The following is a 16,785-nucleotide window of genomic DNA, read 5'->3' as shown; positions in this document are numbered from 1 at the left end:
ACAAACCAATGCTCATCGTCAACGATGTATCCCGAGCGTTCGGCGGGGTGTTCGCTGCTCACGAGGTCAGCCTCGAGGTGGGCAAAGGGGAGCTACGCGGGGTGATCGGCCCCAATGGTGCAGGCAAATCGACGCTGTTCAATCTGATCAGCGGACACCTCCTGCCCCAGGCCGGGTCGATCACCCTGAATGGCAAGCGGATCGATCGGCTCGCGCCCCACGCGCGTGCTCGACTCGGTATCGCAATCGTGTTCCAGGGCGCGCGCATCTTTCCCGGGATGAGCGTGCTCGAGAACGTCATGGTGGGTGCGCACGCGCGGTCCCATAGCGGTGTCTTCGCTGCGGCACTGCGGCTTCCCGGTCAGCGCGCCGAGGAACGCAGGATCGAAGCATCCGCGCTCGCCGCCCTGGAGCGGGTGGGCCTGTCGGAGTGGGCCGGTCGTGAGGCCGAAGATCTCCCGCTCGGCCAGCAGCGCAGGCTCCAGGTGGCGCGAGCCCTGGCAGGAGAACCCGAATTGCTGCTGCTGGACGAGCCCGCATCCGGCCTGCGCGCTGGTGAGCGGGAGAGCCTCTCCGAGCTCATCACCCAGCTTCGCTCGGAAGGAATGACGATCATGCTCATCGAGCACAACGTGGCCATGGTCACCAGGCTCGCCGACACGATCACGGTTCTCGATCTCGGCGAGGTGATTGCCGAAGGCACACCAGACGAGATTCGCACTGACGAACGCGTCATCAAGGCGTACCTGGGAACGGAGCTCGTGGATGCTTAAGGTGGACGATGTCGTCGTGCGTTATGGCGCGGCGACCGCCCTCGATGGAGTGAGCCTGACCGTTGAGCAGGGCGAGATGGTTGCCCTGGTCGGTCCGAACGGGGCAGGCAAGTCGACACTCGTGAACGCGATCAGCTCGATCGTTCCCGTCGCCAGCGGCAGCATCACGATCGGCGGAACGGTCGCGCAGGTGCCGGAGGGTCGACAGCTGTTTGCCGACATGACCGTCGACGAGAACCTGCGGCTCGGCGCGTGGAAGGCGAAGAGCCGGGACACGTCGACGATCTATGAACTTCTGCCTGACCTGGTCGCGCTGCGCCGCCACCAGGCCGGAACGCTCTCCGGCGGCCAGCAACAGATGGTCGCCGTTGGCCGGGCGCTCATGGCAGCGCCCGATCTGCTCGTGATCGACGAGCTCTCGCTCGGTCTCGCCCCGCTCGTCGTGGCCGACCTGGCCACACACCTCAAAAAACTGAACCAGGATCGCGGCACCACGATCCTGTTGATCGAGCAGGAAGTGTCACTGGCCTTCCGTCTCTGCTCACGCGCATACCTGTTGGAGGCCGGGAAGATCGTGACCTCGGGAAAGTCGTCCGACCTGGCCAAGGACCCCGTCATCCAGACCGCGTATCTCGGCGAGTTCTCTGCGAACACCGTCACGCGGGCAGGCGAAGGGGAGGCGGCACGATGAACGACTTCATCGGATATCTCGTCTCCGGTATCGCGCTCGGCGCGTCCTTCGCCCTGATCGGCAGTGGCTTCGTTGTGATCCACCGGGTCACCAAGGTCGTGAACTTCGCGCAGGGCACCCTCGCGGTGTTCGGCGGCCTGATCTCCTACTCCTTGCTTAATGGGATACTCCCGCAGGGCGTCGCGCAGATCGTGACCGTGCTCATCTGCGCGGTGATCGGGCTGATCATGGGCGTCATCGCCATCGGCAAGCGCGGCACCCCTCCGATGATCTCGCTGCTGGTCACACTGGGGCTCGCCATCCTGTCCGGCGCCGTGATCATCCTGCTCTGGGGCCAGGATCCTGTGGTCCCCCCGGGCGTCAAGGGATCGATCAGCTTCCTCGGCGTCGAACTCGAGAGCCAGCGGCTGCTCGTCATCGTCATCACGGCGATAACCTTCGTGGCCATGGGGCTGTTCTTCGGCAAGTCGTACCTGGGCATGGCCCTCACGGCGAGCGCATCGAACCCGCGCGCCGCCAGGCTCGTCGGAATCAACGTGCGCGGCATGGGCTTCATCTCCTTTGCCGTGGCCGGAGCGCTCGGCGGTCTGGCCGGCGTGCTCATCGCGCCGTCCAACCCGATGTCGTTCTATTCGGATCTTCCGTTGGCTCTCAGCGGCTTCGCGGCCGCGGTCTTCGGCGGCTTGAACAGTCCGCTCAAGACTGCGATCGGCGGACTCGTACTGGGTGTCTCCGGGGCGCTCGTCGCGGGATACGGTGGCGGGTCGTTCCAGACCCAGGTCGCGCTTCTCATGATGCTCGTCGTCATGATAGCGCGACACAGGAGCCTGGCAACGGAGGAAGCAAAATGAAGGGCAAATACATCATCATCGCGGTCGTCGCGATCATTGCCGCGATTCTTCCGCTCATGCTCGACGACCTCACCTTCTACGTACAGATGGTCCTGGCCGCGGTCGTGGTCACCGGCCTGTCGCTGCTGATGGGCTTCTCCGGGCAGGTGTCGCTCGGACAGGGTGCCTTCGTGGCTGTCGGCGCGCTGACCGTCGCACTGCTCACCACCAAGGCCGGTGTTCCCCCTCTTATCGCGCTGATCTGCGCGCCCATCGCCGCAGGACTCTTCGCGTACGTCGTCGGTGCTCCGCTGCTGCGACTGCGCGGCCACTATCTCGCGTTCGGAACGCTCGCACTGCTCTTGATCGTCCAGGCGGTCATGGGGAACATCACGTTCTTCGGCGGCGGCATCGGTATCTCGGGCATCCCGCCGCTCGGCATCGGGAACCTGACCGTGTCCGGCCAGCTGACCTACGCCTATATCGCCCTGATCGCACTCGCCGTCGTGCTCCTCATCTCGCGGAATCTCGTGGGAAGTCGCTTCGGTCGCGGTATTCGCGCCCTGGCCGGGAGCGAGTCCGCCGCGAGCTCGTCCGGCGTGCCCATCCTTCGCAGCAAGCTCTCCGTGTTTGCCATCTCCGGTGCCTTCGCGGGGCTCGCCGGCGGCATCGGCGCCTTCTTCATTCCCTACGTGAGCCAGGACTCCTTCCCGCCCATGCAGTCGTTCAGCTACGTGATCATGGCCGTGATCGGTGGCCTTGGAACGCTCTGGGGCGGTGTGATCGGTGCGGTGCTCGTGTCTGTGCTGCTGCAGGTGCTCAACACCCTGGGCAGCCTGCCCGGACTGCCCCCGACCGCGGCCCCGATGCTCCAGTATGCGGGCTACGGCATCGTGCTAATCTGCGTCTTGCTGTTCATCCCGCGTGGAATCCAGCCGACCATCACGGACGCCCTGGCGCGTTTCCGGGCGCGCAGGAATCCCGCGGGATCACCGCCGCCACCGTCCACGTCGACGATCGCCCAGACGACGAGTTCCCCGACGGCGGGCGCCCAGACGACGGAAGTGGAAAGTGATGTCTCAAGTGCTTAGTTCTGCGGACGCGTCCACGCAGCCGGCGAGGACGGGATCGCCCGAGATCACCGTGCTCTATCTCATCAAGCAGGTCGAGCTCGCCGTGCGGTCGCACCTGGACGAGGCCGTGCACACGGCCGGGCTGACCGCCCTGCAGTACACGGCGCTGACCGTGCTCGAGCGGCATCCGGAGCTCACCTCGGCAGAACTGGCCCGCAACTCCTTCGTTCGCGCCCAGACGATGGCCCAGATGATCACCGTGCTCGACGGACGAGGGCTCATCGCCCGGCGTCGCGATCCCCGCAGCCATCGCCAGTACCTGCTCTCGCTCACCAAGGAGGGCCAGAACACTCTCGACTCGCTCCGCGAGGCCGTTCAGGGCATCGAGGAGAAGATGGTCGCCGACATGACAGTGGCGCAGGCGAGGCAATTGCGTGAAGCACTGCACTCCTGCCGCATCGCGCTCGGTGGCGTCCGCGCCCACTGACGCAATCATTGCGTATTCCTTCGTCGCGAGAGATAATCAGGAAACCTGATGGTTTTGACCGGCCGACGGGGTGGGTCGTCCGGACTACTCAACGATGAGAAGAAGGAGCAGCAGTCATGACGATTTCCGAAGCGGTGCGACAGAACATGGACCTGAGCTCGATCGAACCCGGCCGGTTGTTCATCGGCGGCCAGTGGCGTGAGGCCGCAGACGGCGCGCGCCACGACGTCGTCAACCCGGCCACCGGCCAGGTCGTGACCACGGTCGCCTGGGCGAGCGAGGTCGATCTCGACGCCGCCATCGCCGCAGCTCGCGCGGCATTCGATGACGGCGGATGGTCGGGGCTGAGCGGGCGAGAACGGTCCCGCGTGCTGTACAGGGCCTCGCAGCTCATCCGCGAACGCGCCGAGGAGATCGCGCTCGCCGAGAGCGTGGACGTCGGCAAGCCGATCACCTTCGCGAACATCGTCGACGTCACGACCGCCGCGGACCAGTACGAGTACGTGGCCAGCATGGCGCAGCACCTCGACGGCTCCGTGCGGCCGACACCGCTGTCCACCTTCGCCTACACGCGCAGGGAGCCGCTCGGCGTGGTCGCCGCGATCACTCCGTTCAACTTCCCGCTCATCCTCTCGAGCAGCAAGATCGCCCCCGCGCTCGCCGCGGGCAACACGGTCGTGCACAAGCCGTCGAGCGATACACCGCTGAGCGCGCTGATCATGGCGGACATCCTCACTGAGGCCGGTGTTCCCGCGGGTGTGTTCAACGTCGTGACCGGCTCCGGCTCTGTCATCGGCGATCGACTGCTGCAGGATCCGCGAGTCGACAAGGTCGCCTTCACCGGATCCACCGAGGTGGGCCGTCGCGCGGGAAGCCTCGCCGGCGAGCGGCTCAAGCCCGTGACGATGGAGCTCGGTGGCAACGGCCCGAACATCCTGTTCGCGGATGCAGACCTCGACCAGGCGATCGGCACCGTCATCTCCGCGTTCGTCTTCAACACCGGCCAGTTCTGCATGGCAGGGCCGCGCCTGCTCGTGGAGCGCCCGATCTACGAGACCGTGCTCGGCATCCTCGGCAACACCGTCGGCGGCGTTCCGCTCGGTGACCCGATGGATCCAGACACGGTGATCGGTCCGATGGTGAGCCTCGCCCAGCTCGAGAAGGTGGAGAGCTACGTCGCGTCGGCGAAGGCCCAGGGCGGAACCATCGTCGCGGGTGGAGAGCGCCTCGACCTCGACGGGGGCTTCTACTACAAGGCGACCGTGATCGCCGGCCTGGCAGACGATGCGAAGGCCGTGCAGGAAGAGGTCTTCGGGCCGGTGCTCACGGTACAGCCCTTCGACACGGAGGAGGAGGCCATTGAGATGGCCAACAGCACTCCGTACGGGCTCGCGGCCGGTCTGCAGACGAGTGACATCTCTCGTGCGCACCGCGTGTCCGCCCGACTGGATGCCGGCATCGTCTGGGTGAACGGCTGGGGCCTGCTCGACCCAGCCGTGCCGTTCGGCGGCACCAAGGACTCCGGGTTCGGCCGGGAGTACGGACCGGAATCGCTCGAGTCGTATACCCGCACGAAGTCCGTCGTCATCGCGATCAGCTGACGACTGGCGCAGGCGACGGGCGGTCGGTCTGATTTAATGCAGTGATGACCGACTCGTCCGCCTCGCGCACTCGGTCTGGAACTGCGAGAACACGACAGGGCAGCCCCCCCAGCCTGCTTCTCACGCTGCTCGGCGACTACTGGTGGGGCAGGAGCGAGATGCTGCCGTCCGCAGCCCTCGTCGAACTGCTCGCCGATTTCGGGGTGTCTGACGCCGCGGCCCGCGCCGCACTCAGTCGACTCGTGAAGCAGGGACTCCTGGTCTCGAGCAAGTCCGGGCGTAATACGTTCTACGGGCTCACGGCCAAGGGGTCGACGGTGCTCGACGAGGGGCGGTCGCGCATCTTCGAGTTCGGCGCGAGCACGCGCGAGTGGTCGGGAGAGTGGACCATCGTTGCGTTCTCGATCCCGGAGTCGAGCCGGTCCACCCGGGGGAGCCTGCGCACGAGACTGCGCTGGCTCGGGTTCGCGCCGCTCTACGACGGCGTCTGGATCTCACCCCATGACAGACACGAGCAGGCGCTCGACGAATTGCGCGACCTCGGCATCTCGACGGCGACGGCGTTCCGCGCGACGGTTCCCGACGGCGGTATCGACGGCGGACTCCCGCACACCGCGTGGGACCTGGATGACGTCGCCGAGCTCTACGACGCCTTCATCGCGAGCACGGAAGAGCTGCAGCGTCGTCTGGGCGCCCGGCAGTTGAACGACAGCGCGGCACTTGTCGAGCGCACGCGGCTCATGGATGCCTGGCGCTCGTTCCCCGGCGTCGACCCCGACATCCCGGAGCAGCTCCTGCCGCCCGCCTGGCCGAGGCCCAGGGCGCGCGAGATCTTCCTGAGCACCTATGACAATCTCCGCGAACCCGCGACCCTGAGAGTTCGCGAGGTCATCGCACGGCATGCCCCCGCGATCGCCGAGTTCGCCGCGGCGCACCGCTGACCCGCGGGCTCCCTACAACTCGGCGTCTGGGATGCCCGGAAGGTCTGGCGAGGAGAGCAGCACGTTGAGCAGGCGGTGCAGTTCGTCTCGGTCGTGCTGGGTGAGGCCGCCCACGAGGATCTGGTTGATCCGGCGCGCGCGGGGCTGGAGCTCGGTGACCACCTCGAGCCCGAGGGGAGTGAGGTGCAGGATGTTGCGGCGCCGATCCTCCGGATCGCGCTCGCGCTCGATGTAGCCGCGTTGCTGCAGGCGGCGGCACACATCCGTGATGGTCGACCGATCGAGCCCTAGATGCTCGCCCAGGGTGCGCTGGTCGATTCCGGGGTGCAATTGGAGCAGGTTGAGCGCACCGAACTGCACCGAGGTGATCTCGAACGAGCCCTCGGTGAACCACAGGCTCGCGTGCGCCTGTTGCGCCCGCCTGATCAGGAACCCGGTGTACTCGGACAGATCCAGTGCAGTCATATCGGCGATTATGACACCCCTCGTGTCTGGAGAAATATACGACTCTTAATTCGACGAACGCCATTGAACATGTCACGCGTTGGTGCCTATACTGGGGCCGTGCGGCACCCCCTAGTCGGTCGTACCGCGAGCCAACAATCGACGATGGAGACGATATGGGTTCACAACTGGTGTACGAACAAGTACGAACAAACCTCTTTATCAACGGCAAAGAAGAGGCCGGTGCCAGCGAATTGCCGGTGAAAGACCCGGCCAACCCAGCGCAACTCGCCGGAGTCGCGGCAGCGGCATCCCGAGAACAGGCACTGGCGGCGGTCGCAGCCGCGAAGGCCGCGCAGCCCGCGTGGGCCGCACTGACGCCACAGGAGCGCGCGGCGTTCCTGGACGCAAGCCTCGCCGCTCTCGAACCGCACCAGGACGAAGATGCCCAGGTGCTGAGCCGCGAAAACGGCAAGGTCAAGATGGAATCGATCATCGATCTCATCGTGTTCAATGTGCGGTTCGGCCTGGCCACCGCCCTCGCCGACCAGGTCGACGACGTGAGCGTGCTTCCCGGCCCGCCTTACGAGACGACGGTCGCGTACACGCCGATGGGCGTCGTGACCCTCATCGTTCCCTACAACTGGCCGCTCGCCATCCTTGCCGCGACGCTGCCGTACGCGCTTCTCGCCGGTAACACCGTCATCGTCAAGCCACCGCCCACGACGCCGCTGGCCACGACGCGGGTTGTGCAGCGCATTGCGGAGCAGCTTCCGCCCGGTGTGATCAACGTCATCACCGGTGTGGATGCCGAAATCGGCGACGCGCTCATCACGAACGACGACGTGGCCATGGTGTCGTTCACGGGCAGCCCGGGCGGCGGCAGACGCATCATGAACATGGCTTCGTCGACGCTCACCAAGGTGGCTCTCGAACTCGGTGGCAACGACCCGGCGATCATCCTCGACGACGCCAAGCTCGACGACGATTCGCTCAACCGGATGTTTCAGGGCGTCTTCGACACCACCGGGCAGATCTGCATGGCGATCAAGCGCATCTACGTGCACCGGTCGCGGTACCAGGAGGTCGTCGACGGGCTCTCCGCCAACCTCGCGAAGACCGTTCTCGGCCACGGACTGGCCGAAGGCACGACGATGGGGCCGCTCAACACGGCGTCGCAGCGTGACTTCGTCGCGGGGCTGGTCGAGGAGGCCCGCGCCGCCGGCGCAGAAGTGCGCGAGTTCGGTGAGCTGCCGACGGAGGAGGGCCTGCGCGACGGCAACTTCCTGCGGCCGAGTCTCGTACTCGACCCCGATCCTTCGCTGCGCGTGGTCACGGAGGAGCAGTTCGGTCCAACCGTTCCCATCATCCCGTTCGATGACGAAGCCGAGGCGATTGCCGCGGCCAACGACACCTGGGCGGGGCTCTGCTCATCCGTCTGGACGGAGTCTCCCGAACGCGCGGTCAAGGTCGGTGCGCAGCTCCACGCGGGCTACATCTTCGTGAACGACCACGGGCCGGCCTGGCTCGACCAGCGCGCGCCGTTCGGAGGGGTGAATGGCAGCGGCATGGGCAGGGAGATGGGCATCGAGGGTCTCCGCGAGTTCATGGCCACCCGCAGCATCGCCCTGCCGAAGGGATGACCGCGGGACTGGCGTCGATGAGCGAAAGTCCGGCAGCAGGCTTTGCCGTCGCGCCGCCGCGCACCGTTCGAGAGGTCTTCGAACGAGCCGCGGCGGCGAACGGCGACGCGCGCGCGGTATGGGCGAACGGAGTCTCCCACAGTTGGCACGACTGGCAGGTCGACGCGAACGCGCTGGCCGCCGCGCTGCAGGACCTCGGTGTCACGAAGGGATCGGTCGTCGCCGTCCAGGCCCCGAACTCGTGGGAGTTCCTGGTCACGCACGTGGCGGCGGCACTGATCGGTGCCGTCACCTTCCCCATTCACACGCCGTACAGTCAGTGGGAGCTCACGCACCTGCTCGAGCGCGTCGACCTCGCGGCCCTCGTCATCCCCACCACGATCAAGGGCCGGGACCGGCTGCAGGACGCGCGTGCCGTGCTCGCGGGGATCGGCACGAACGCGGTGTTGATCGTCGCCGATCTCGAGCGCGATCGCGCAGACTACGACGGGATGCCCACCCTGCACGAGGGCGAGCTCGCGTGGAACGACCTGATCACCGGCAATCGCGGCCGCGCCCCGCGGCCCGTCGACGTCGGACCGGACACCGTGCTCAGCTATCTGGCATCCAGCGGCACATCGTCGACCCGCCCGAAGATCTGCGTGCACACGCATGCCGGGCAGCTGACGAACGCGTGGCACGTCGCCCTGGACTCGTCCGCGAGACCGGATGACGTGACGCTCAGCGCGAGTCCGTTTAGCCACTCCTTCGGCATGCTGTCCATTCACATCGCCCTCGTGGCGGGGAGCGGGCAGGCGCTCATCGCGGGGTGGAACGTGGACCGTTTCGTCGAGACGGCGATCGGGGCGAAGGCGACGATCGCGTTCGCGGTGCCCGCACAGCTGCGAGACTTCACCGCGGCGGTCGAGCGCGGCGCCATCACCATGCGGCAGGTGCGCACGGGCGGCGCGCCCGTGCCAGGCGAGCTCGTGCGGGCGATCAGGGAGAAGCTCGACGCCGAGGTCTTCGTGCAGTGGGGGATGAGCGAGGTCGGGGCAGGAACCTATACGCGGCCTGGGGATGCGGACGAGGTCGCAACGACGACCATCGGTGCCCCGGGCGGCGGCGCCGAGGCACGCGTGGTCGGCTCCGATGGTGCGCCACTGGGCCTCGATGAGGTGGGCGAGCTCTGTTATCGCGCGCCCACAATCATGCGCGAGTATCTGGGCGACCCGCAGCTGACCTCGGCGGCGATCGACGCGGAGGGGTGGCTGCACTCCGGCGACCTCGCCTCGATGGATGGCGCGGGTAACGTGCACTACGCGGGCCGCATCACGGAGTTCATCAATCGCGGCGGACTGAAGTTCAGCGTCGTCGAGGTGGAGAACCTGCTCTCGGAACTCGGCGGCCTCGAGCAACTCGCGGTGATGCCGATCGACGACGAGCGGCTCGGCCAGAAGTCTATCCTGCTGGCCAAGGTGCGCGAGGGGCACGAGCTGACGCTCGCCGAGGTGACCGCGCACCTGCAGTCGCGCGGGCTTGCCAAGTACAAGTGGCCGGAGCGGCTCGTGGTGGTCGACGGCCTGCCGACGACTCCGACGGGAAAGATCGCGCGCGCGAGGCTCTCGATCCCGGGAGATTGAGGGCTGCGCCTAGAGCCAGCGTGGTGCGAGCGGCAGGGGCGATCCGCTGGCTGTCACAACGCCGGCCGTGCCGCGCCCGGTGGCCCAGCGCGACAGTGCGACCGCCGTGCCGCGCAGGACGACGGCATCCGCAGCATCCGGTTCGCCGATGGAGCGCGCCTCGTCGCGGTCGTCCGGCTGCAGCACGAAGTTCGGGATGCCCTCCGCCTCCTGGCGCTTTCGCCAGTTGCTGAGCACGTCCACGATCAGGCGGTCGACGAGCTCCGCGGGGAAGTGCGTGAAGCTGCCGCCGTTGCGGAGATCGACCGCGTGCAGCCAGACCTCGCGGGTGCGCATCCACACCGTGGTGGATGCCGGAACGACCCGACCCTGTGCCGTGCGGATCTCGGCGTTCCAGGCCTCGTCGGGCAGGTCGCGCCACTCCACGTTGAGGTGCACCGCGGCGTGCGCGGAGAGGTTGCGCAGGGCGACCGGGCTGAGCGTCGCGCCGAGCTCGATCTCCTCCCTGCGGGCCTCGGGAGACGCGTACATCGGGTGTTCGACGCCCGTCGCGGCCCACTCGGTGAGGTGGGTGAGGGCGCGCGCGTTGTAGCCGACGTGCGCGATCAGGTGGTTGCGATCCCAGCCGGGCAGTCCGGACGGCTCGTCGAACTCATCATCGCGCAGCTCGTTCAGCTTGCGCGAGAAATAGGCGGTGCCGCGTCTGGCCAGCAGGAGGCCGGCCTTGATCTCCGGATTGCTCGTCTTGTCACTGCGCGCTGCCATCGCCGCATCCTCTCCGTCTCGTCGTGCTCGGTCTCTCGATGTCTTATGCGACCGCGACCGCTCGGTTGGACTGGCTGCCGAGGCCCTCGATGGTGGTCTCGAGCCGTGATCCGTCCACGAGGTAACGCGGTGGTTTACGCGCGTGACCGACGCCACCGGGCGTGCCGGTCGCGATGACGTCGCCGGGGTTCAGGGTGAGCACGTCGGAGAAGTAGGAGATCAGCTTCGCCGGCGTGAACACGAGGTCTCCCGTCGACACCTCCTGCATGACATCGCCGTCTGCCGTGGTCGTGAGAGTCGGCCCGGGCGACCACTCGTCCGCGGTGACCAGGTAGGGCCCGAACGGCGTCGTGTTCTCGAAGGTCTTGCCCTGCAACCACTGAAGCGTGCGGTACTGGTAGTCGCGCATCGTCACGTCGTTGATGACCGCGTAGCCCGCGATCGTCGCCGCGGCCTGGGCCTCGTCGACCCTGCGCGCAGGCGCACCCATGACGACGGCGAGTTCGCCTTCCCAGTCCACCGCGTCCGAGACCGAGGCGAGCTCGATGTCGTCGTACGGCCCGACGAGTGCCTCGGGGTACTTCGCGAAGTAGGTCGGGTACTCGGGGAGCGTGCGCCCCATCTCGAGGATGTGGTTGCGGTAGTTCAGGCCGACGCACAGGATCTTTCCCGGGTGAGGCACCACGGGCGCCCACTGCTGCGGCTCGATCGAGGCGAGTGCGTGCGCGGTGCCGGATGCCGACGCGGCGATCGAGCGCCAGTCGTCGAGTGCCAGCAGTGCCCCGACATCCGGGACCCCCGTGATCTCGGTCGCGGTGTCGCCGGAGAGCAGAACCGCGGCGGTTCCGCTCTGGGTGCGCAGGGTGGCAAGTTTCACGCGGTCTCTCCTGGGATGTAGGTGCGGGTGAAGTTCAGTCTGTCAATGATCGGCCCGTCGTTGTAGCGGAACAGGTCGAACTGGGTGTCTGCGTGGAGCGACCACGGCACCCAGGACGGCACAGCGAAGATGTCTCCGGTCTCGACCGTGTGCAGGGCGCCGCCGAGCACGATGGTGCCATTGCCCTCGAAGACCTGCCAGACCGAGGAGCCGACCTCGTGCCTGGTGGGGGTCTCGGCGCCCTTGCGCAGGCGGTGGAACTCCGCGCGCAGGGTGGGCATGACATCCCCGCCCGTGGTCGGGTTCACGTAGCGGATCGCGGCATGGCCCTGCTCGACCGTGGCGGGGTGTCCCTCGTCTTCGAGCGCGAGCTGCTCCCGCAGCGCGGCATCCGTGTGCTCCCAGCGGTAGGCGGCGAGCGGAGAGCTCGCGGTGTTCTCGAGGCCGGACAGCGGGCGGAGCCCCGGGTAGCCCCAGAGGCGCTCGGCGCGCGAGACGGCGGGGGAGGCCTCGTCGGTGACGCGCTCTGAGCCGTACTCGAAGAATCCGACGTCGGTGTAGTGGGAGAACGGAACGTCGAGGCCGTCGATCCAGGCCATCGGCTGGTCGGTGTCGTTGTGGTGTCCGTGGAAGTGCCAGCCCGGTGTCAGCAACAGGTCGCCGCGGCGCATTGCCACGGGGTCGCCGTTGACGACGGTCCACACGCCCTCGCCCTCGACGATGAAGCGGAAGGCGTTCTGGCTGTGGCGGTGCTCCGGTGCGGTCTCGTGCGGCCCGAGGTACTGGATGGCGCACCACAGCGTCGGGGTCGAGTACGCCGTGCCGGGGAGGCCGGGGTTCGCGAGGCCGATCGCGCGACGCTCGCCACCGCGACCGACGGGGACCAGGTCTCCGCTGCGCTTGGCTAGGTCGTAGAGCACGTTCCACTTCCATACATAGGGAATGGCGGAAGGCTCCGGGGCCATCGGCATGAGCCCCTCGCGCTGCGTCCACAGCGGGGACATCTGATTCGCCTCGAAGTCACGGTAGAGCGCCTCGAGTTCCGGGCTGTCGGCCCGGCCATCCATCTGCTGCATTGCGGTCTCCTTTGTCCGTGAGCGCGGCGCATCCAGTGCGCACGCGAAAATGCTCAGTACACAAACTATATTCTCGAATGTGGAGAGGATCAAGAGTCGAAAGAAGGCGTGAACTTAAAATCTACTGACAGTTCTCCCGGTGAATGTGCAGCGGGCAAGCGGGTAGAGTTCTTTCTGGTCCAAGTCTCTTGATATCGAGATATCTCGATGTCGAGACAGTGTCTCAAGCAACGGTGTCGCGCGGCGGCAGCGCCGGATGACACACGGACGAATCAGACATACGACCTGCGGATTGGACAAGCAGCGTGGATCTATTTGAGTACCAGGCCAGGGATCTCTTCGAAACCTACGGCGTGCCGGTTCTGCCCGGCATCATCGCGGACACTCCCGCGGAGGTCCGTGCCGCGGCCGAGAAGCTCGGCGGCACGGTCGTCGTCAAGGCGCAGGTGAAGGTGGGCGGCCGAGGCAAGGCCGGCGGCGTCAAGGTCGCACACAATGCAGCGGATGCCGAGACGGCATCCAGGGGCATCTTCGGCCTCGACATCAAGGGCCACGTCGTGGGGCGCGTCATGGTCGCCGCCGGGGCGCGCATCGAGCGGGAGTTCTACTTCTCCGTGCTGCTCGACCGCGCCAACCGCTCCTACCTCTCTCTGTGCAGTGTCGAGGGCGGCATGGAGATCGAGGAGCTCGCAGTGGAGCGCCCCGAGGCCCTCGGCCGCGTCGAGGTCGACCCCGGCCACGGCATCGACCTGGCCAAGGCGCGCGAGATCGCAGCGGCCGGGCACTTCCCGGCCGAGCTGATCGAGAAGGTCGCGCCCGTCATCGTCAAGCTCTACGAGGTCTTCACGGGCGAGGATGCGACGCTCGTCGAGGTCAACCCGCTCGTGCTCACCGAGGAGGGCACCATCGTCGCCCTCGACGGCAAGGTCTCGATCGACGCGAACGCGGACTTCCGCCACCCGAACCACGCGGAGCTCGAGGACGCAGAGGCCGCGGATCCGCTCGAGGCCAAGGCCAAGGCGGCCGGGCTCAACTACGTCAAGCTCGACGGCCAGGTGGGCGTCATCGGCAACGGTGCCGGGCTCGTGATGTCCACGCTCGACGTGGTGTCCTACGCGGGAGAGAAGCACGGCGGGGTCAAGCCGGCCAACTTCCTCGACATCGGGGGCGGAGCATCCGCCGAGGTCATGGCCAACGGCCTCGACGTCATCCTCGGCGACAAGCAGGTCAAGAGCGTGTTCGTCAACGTCTTCGGCGGGATCACTTCCTGCGTCGCCGTCGCGGAGGGCATCATCGCCGCTCTCGGCATCCTTGGGTCTTCTGCGACGAAGCCGCTCGTCGTGAGGCTGGACGGCAACCACGTCGAAGACGGCCGCCGCATCCTGGCCGAGGCGAATCATCCGCTCGTCACGGTCGCCACCACCATGGACGAGGGCGCCGACAAGGCCGCCGAGCTGGCTTCGAAGTAAGGGACTCGAACAACATGTCGATCTTTGTCAACAAGAACTCCAAGGTCATCGTGCAGGGCATCACCGGCGGTGAGGGCACCAAGCACACCGCGCTCATGCTGAAGGCGGGCACGAACATCGTCGGCGGCGTGAACGCGCGCAAGGCCGGCACGACGGTGACCCACGCCACCGCTTCGAACGGCACTGTCGAGCTGCCGGTGTTCGGCACCGTCGCCGAGGCGATCGAGAAGACCGGGGCGGATGTCTCCATCGTCTTCGTTCCGCCGGCTCACGCCAAGGAGGCGGTGGTCGAGGCCATCGAGGCAGCGATCCCGCTCGTCGTCGTGATCACCGAGGGCATCCCCGTGCAGGACTCGGCCGAGTTCTGGGCACTCGCGAAGGCCAAGGGTGGCGCGACGAAGATCGTCGGGCCGAACTGCCCCGGCATCATCACCCCCGGCGAGGCGCTCGTCGGCATCACCCCGGCGAACATCACCGGCCCCGGCCCGATCGGTCTCGTCTCGAAGTCCGGAACGCTCACATACCAGATGATGTACGAGCTGCGCGACCTGGGCTTCTCCACAGCGATCGGCATCGGCGGAGACCCCGTCATCGGCACCACACACATCGACGCGCTCGCCGCGTTCGAGGCCGACCCGGAGACCAAGGCGATCGTCATGATCGGCGAGATCGGTGGCGACGCGGAGGAGCGCGCGGCCGACTACATCAAGGCTCATGTGACCAAGCCGGTCGTCGGCTACGTCGCGGGCTTCACCGCTCCAGAGGGCAAGACGATGGGCCACGCCGGCGCGATCGTCTCCGGCTCCTCGGGAACCGCGCAGGCGAAGAAGGAAGCTCTCGAGGCCGCGGGCGTCAAGGTCGGCAAGACGCCGTCCGAGACCGCGAACCTCATGCGCGACATCCTGGCTGCGCTGTAACGGTCAGTTCTTCGGATGGCCCGTTTCGGCGGGCCTTCCGTCGTTACCCCAGCGTCCCAAATGAAGGCATTCCGGGGTCGTCGGGGCGGATGGCGGGCATCCGGGCGCAGCGGGTGCTCAAATGCCTTCATTTGGGACGTACGTTTGGGACGCATAGTCGGGTGCACGGAGCTGGGTTGGGGCGGGCGAGCGGGAAAGAGCGGGATGCTCGGAACGGCGAGCGGTGGACGAACGGATGGGCCGGTAGGCTCCGTCGGGTATGAATCGTCCGCTCACCGCCCTCTTCGCCGCCCTCGAGGCCCTGCTCGTCGTGGGCATCGGCGTCGGCATCTCGCTCGTGCCGCTGACCATCCTGTGGGCAGTGCAATACGGCCTGCAGATCGACTGGATCGTGTTCTGGCGGGCATCCGTCGACATCTGGCTGCTCGGCAACGGCGGCGACCTCTATGTCACCCTCGACCAGATCACCGCGACGGGCCTCGGCTTCCCCGGCGCGCACGCTCCATTCCTGCTGAGCATCGCGCCGCTCGGCTTCGCGCTGCTCACGGCCCTGTTCGGAGTGCGCGCGGGGCGTCGCATCGGCGAGACGCCGCATCCGATCGTCGGTACGGTTGCGGCCCTCGGGGTGTTTGCCGCTCTCGCGCTCGGGCTCACCCTCAGCGCGCTGTACCCGCTCGTGCGTCCGTCGATCTGGCAGGGGGTGCTGCTTCCGACGGTGTGCTTTGCGCTCGGTATCGCGCTCGGGCTGGGCCGTGTGCGCGAGGCTGCGGAGAGCTCAGCGACGCGGATGTCCGCAATGCTGCGCCGCCTGCCGGCGCACCTGCTCGAGGTGGCCAGACTCGGGCTCCGCGGAGGAGCCGCCGCCGCGGCCGGAGTCACGGCGGTTGCTGCCGTCGCCGTCGCCGTGCTGATGCTCACGCACTACGCCGACGTCATTGCCCTCTACGAGAGCGCGCACGCCGGTGTTCTCGGCGGAATCAGCCTCACCATCGCGCAGATCGCGTTCCTGCCGAACCTCGTGGTGTGGGCGGCATCGTGGTTGGTGGGGCCGGGATTCGCCATCGGCACAGGGTCAGCGGTGTCTCCGCTCGGCACAAGCCTCGGGCCGTTGCCCGCGATCCCGATTCTCGGTGGGCTGCCGACCGGCGATCTTGCCTTCGGATTCCTCGGGCTCATGGTTCCCGTGCTGGTGGGATTCTTCGCGGGGCTTGTCATTCGTCCGCGGGTGCTGGGCGAGATCGGTGCAGCGCCGCGTGGACGCTGGCTCCTGCTCGCGGGAGTCGGCGTCGGCATCGCGGGCGGCGTCGTGCTGGGGCTCCTGGCCTGGGCATCCGCTGGTGCCGCAGGGCCCGGGCGTCTCGTGGATGTCGGACCGTCGCCCTGGCTCGTCGGGCTGTTCGCCGCGCTGGAGATCGGTAGCGCGGCGATCGTCGGGCTGTTCGCGGGTGCCTCGCGGGGCGCTTCGAGGAACTCAGCGGCCGCATCCGTTCGCTGAGCTCGTCGCGCCATTCGCAGGCAACGATGCGCCCGCTCAGCAACGATGCGCCTGTTACGGCAGCCGCATCGATAACTAACC

Annotated in this window: 16 protein-coding genes; 12 read left to right on the top strand and 4 right to left on the bottom strand. The window is 67.2% G+C overall.

Annotation, left to right across the window (positions count from 1 at the left end; translation table 11 throughout):
- Positions 1 to 8: 8 nt before the first annotated feature.
- From ABUA28_RS02795 to ABUA28_RS02765, 7 genes are all read left to right on the top strand, one after another.
- Positions 9 to 773 (top strand): ABC transporter ATP-binding protein, encoded by a 765-nt coding sequence (locus ABUA28_RS02795; RefSeq protein WP_349902415.1) that lies wholly within the window; start codon positions 9 to 11, stop codon positions 771 to 773.
- On the top strand, positions 766 to 1,464 hold the full coding sequence (locus ABUA28_RS02790) for an ABC transporter ATP-binding protein (protein ID WP_349902414.1): 699 nt from the start codon (positions 766 to 768) through the stop codon (positions 1,462 to 1,464). Before ABUA28_RS02795 ends, ABUA28_RS02790 begins: the two co-directional genes overlap by 8 nt.
- Positions 1,461 to 2,315 (top strand): branched-chain amino acid ABC transporter permease, encoded by an 855-nt coding sequence (locus tag ABUA28_RS02785; RefSeq protein ID WP_349902413.1) that lies wholly within the window; start codon positions 1,461 to 1,463, stop codon positions 2,313 to 2,315. The genes ABUA28_RS02790 and ABUA28_RS02785 overlap by 4 nt, the downstream gene beginning before the upstream one ends.
- Complete coding sequence (locus ABUA28_RS02780) at positions 2,312 to 3,385, top strand: branched-chain amino acid ABC transporter permease (RefSeq protein WP_349902412.1); 1,074 nt, start codon at positions 2,312 to 2,314, stop codon at positions 3,383 to 3,385. Before ABUA28_RS02785 ends, ABUA28_RS02780 begins: the two co-directional genes overlap by 4 nt.
- Positions 3,378 to 3,854 (top strand): MarR family winged helix-turn-helix transcriptional regulator, encoded by a 477-nt coding sequence (locus tag ABUA28_RS02775; protein WP_349902411.1) that lies wholly within the window; start codon positions 3,378 to 3,380, stop codon positions 3,852 to 3,854. The genes ABUA28_RS02780 and ABUA28_RS02775 overlap by 8 nt, the downstream gene beginning before the upstream one ends.
- A gap of 116 nt (positions 3,855 to 3,970) precedes the next feature.
- Positions 3,971 to 5,455: an aldehyde dehydrogenase family protein gene (locus ABUA28_RS02770; protein ID WP_349902410.1), complete on the top strand. Its 1,485-nt coding sequence runs from the start codon at positions 3,971 to 3,973 to the stop codon at positions 5,453 to 5,455.
- A 44-nt stretch (positions 5,456 to 5,499) separates the two neighbouring features.
- Positions 5,500 to 6,396 carry a PaaX family transcriptional regulator gene (locus tag ABUA28_RS02765; RefSeq protein ID WP_349902409.1) on the top strand — a complete coding sequence of 299 codons (897 nt, stop codon included), beginning with the start codon at positions 5,500 to 5,502 and terminating at the stop codon, positions 6,394 to 6,396.
- A 12-nt stretch (positions 6,397 to 6,408) separates the two neighbouring features.
- Here ABUA28_RS02765 and ABUA28_RS02760 read toward each other — a convergent pair whose 3' ends face one another.
- The gene (locus ABUA28_RS02760) at positions 6,409 to 6,861 is read right to left on the bottom strand and encodes a MarR family winged helix-turn-helix transcriptional regulator (RefSeq protein WP_349902408.1); all 453 of its coding nucleotides are present in this window, start codon (positions 6,859 to 6,861) and stop codon (positions 6,409 to 6,411) included.
- 155 nt (positions 6,862 to 7,016) lie between these two features.
- Here ABUA28_RS02760 and ABUA28_RS02755 point away from each other — a divergent pair, with 155 nt between their 5' ends.
- Entirely contained in the window at positions 7,017 to 8,483 is a 1,467-nt protein-coding gene (locus ABUA28_RS02755) for an aldehyde dehydrogenase family protein (RefSeq protein WP_349902407.1), read from the top strand.
- A gap of 17 nt (positions 8,484 to 8,500) precedes the next feature.
- Positions 8,501 to 10,105 (top strand): class I adenylate-forming enzyme family protein, encoded by a 1,605-nt coding sequence (locus ABUA28_RS02750; protein ID WP_349902406.1) that lies wholly within the window; start codon positions 8,501 to 8,503, stop codon positions 10,103 to 10,105.
- 9 nt (positions 10,106 to 10,114) lie between these two features.
- Here the strand turns inward: ABUA28_RS02750 and ABUA28_RS02745 are convergent, their stop codons facing one another.
- From ABUA28_RS02745 to ABUA28_RS02735, 3 genes are read right to left on the bottom strand one after another with little or no spacing between them, the layout of a single operon-like run.
- The gene (locus ABUA28_RS02745; RefSeq protein ID WP_349902405.1) at positions 10,115 to 10,870 is read right to left on the bottom strand and encodes a maleylpyruvate isomerase family mycothiol-dependent enzyme; all 756 of its coding nucleotides are present in this window, start codon (positions 10,868 to 10,870) and stop codon (positions 10,115 to 10,117) included.
- 43 nt (positions 10,871 to 10,913) lie between these two features.
- Positions 10,914 to 11,747: a fumarylacetoacetate hydrolase family protein gene (locus ABUA28_RS02740; RefSeq protein ID WP_349902404.1), complete on the bottom strand. Its 834-nt coding sequence runs from the start codon at positions 11,745 to 11,747 to the stop codon at positions 10,914 to 10,916.
- On the bottom strand, positions 11,744 to 12,823 hold the full coding sequence (locus tag ABUA28_RS02735; protein WP_349902403.1) for a cupin domain-containing protein: 1,080 nt from the start codon (positions 12,821 to 12,823) through the stop codon (positions 11,744 to 11,746). The genes ABUA28_RS02740 and ABUA28_RS02735 overlap by 4 nt, the downstream gene beginning before the upstream one ends.
- A gap of 305 nt (positions 12,824 to 13,128) precedes the next feature.
- On the opposite strand from ABUA28_RS02735, the gene sucC reads away from it, so the two are divergent.
- The 3 genes from sucC to ABUA28_RS02720 all read left to right on the top strand — a co-directional run bounded on the left by sucC (position 13,129) and on the right by ABUA28_RS02720 (position 16,704).
- Positions 13,129 to 14,292: an ADP-forming succinate--CoA ligase subunit beta gene (sucC, locus tag ABUA28_RS02730; RefSeq protein WP_349902402.1), complete on the top strand. Its 1,164-nt coding sequence runs from the start codon at positions 13,129 to 13,131 to the stop codon at positions 14,290 to 14,292.
- Positions 14,293 to 14,306: 14 nt separating this feature from the next.
- Positions 14,307 to 15,209, top strand: a complete 903-nt coding sequence (sucD, locus tag ABUA28_RS02725) for a succinate--CoA ligase subunit alpha (RefSeq protein WP_349902401.1) — start codon at positions 14,307 to 14,309, stop codon at positions 15,207 to 15,209.
- A gap of 259 nt (positions 15,210 to 15,468) precedes the next feature.
- Positions 15,469 to 16,704, top strand: coding sequence for a cell division protein PerM (locus tag ABUA28_RS02720; RefSeq protein ID WP_349902400.1), 1,236 nt, complete (start codon positions 15,469 to 15,471; stop codon positions 16,702 to 16,704).
- Positions 16,705 to 16,785 lie beyond the last annotated feature (81 nt).

The sequence above is a fragment of the Parafrigoribacterium humi genome, from assembly GCF_040227205.1.
In the GTDB taxonomy this organism is placed as follows: domain Bacteria; phylum Actinomycetota; class Actinomycetes; order Actinomycetales; family Microbacteriaceae; genus Parafrigoribacterium_A; species Parafrigoribacterium_A humi.
Note: the sequence above shows the minus strand (reverse complement) of the source record. Positions and strands in the feature narration are given on the sequence as shown.

Excerpts from the sequence above, each read along its gene's own strand:
- ABUA28_RS02795 (WP_349902415.1), top strand. The coding sequence starts at position 9 with ATGCTCATCGTCAACGATGTATCCCGAGCGTTCGGCGGGGTGTTCGCT.
- ABUA28_RS02790 (WP_349902414.1), top strand. The coding sequence starts at position 766 with ATGCTTAAGGTGGACGATGTCGTCGTGCGTTATGGCGCGGCGACCGCC.
- ABUA28_RS02785 (WP_349902413.1), top strand. The coding sequence starts at position 1,461 with ATGAACGACTTCATCGGATATCTCGTCTCCGGTATCGCGCTCGGCGCG.
- ABUA28_RS02780 (WP_349902412.1), top strand. The coding sequence starts at position 2,312 with ATGAAGGGCAAATACATCATCATCGCGGTCGTCGCGATCATTGCCGCG.
- ABUA28_RS02770 (WP_349902410.1), top strand. The coding sequence starts at position 3,971 with ATGACGATTTCCGAAGCGGTGCGACAGAACATGGACCTGAGCTCGATC.
- ABUA28_RS02765 (WP_349902409.1), top strand. The coding sequence starts at position 5,500 with ATGACCGACTCGTCCGCCTCGCGCACTCGGTCTGGAACTGCGAGAACA.
- ABUA28_RS02760 (WP_349902408.1), bottom strand. The coding sequence starts at position 6,861 with ATGACTGCACTGGATCTGTCCGAGTACACCGGGTTCCTGATCAGGCGG.
- ABUA28_RS02755 (WP_349902407.1), top strand. The coding sequence starts at position 7,017 with ATGGGTTCACAACTGGTGTACGAACAAGTACGAACAAACCTCTTTATC.
- ABUA28_RS02750 (WP_349902406.1), top strand. The coding sequence starts at position 8,501 with ATGAGCGAAAGTCCGGCAGCAGGCTTTGCCGTCGCGCCGCCGCGCACC.
- ABUA28_RS02745 (WP_349902405.1), bottom strand. The coding sequence starts at position 10,870 with ATGGCAGCGCGCAGTGACAAGACGAGCAATCCGGAGATCAAGGCCGGC.
- ABUA28_RS02735 (WP_349902403.1), bottom strand. The coding sequence starts at position 12,823 with ATGCAGCAGATGGATGGCCGGGCCGACAGCCCGGAACTCGAGGCGCTC.
- sucD (WP_349902401.1), top strand. The coding sequence starts at position 14,307 with ATGTCGATCTTTGTCAACAAGAACTCCAAGGTCATCGTGCAGGGCATC.
- ABUA28_RS02720 (WP_349902400.1), top strand. The coding sequence starts at position 15,469 with ATGAATCGTCCGCTCACCGCCCTCTTCGCCGCCCTCGAGGCCCTGCTC.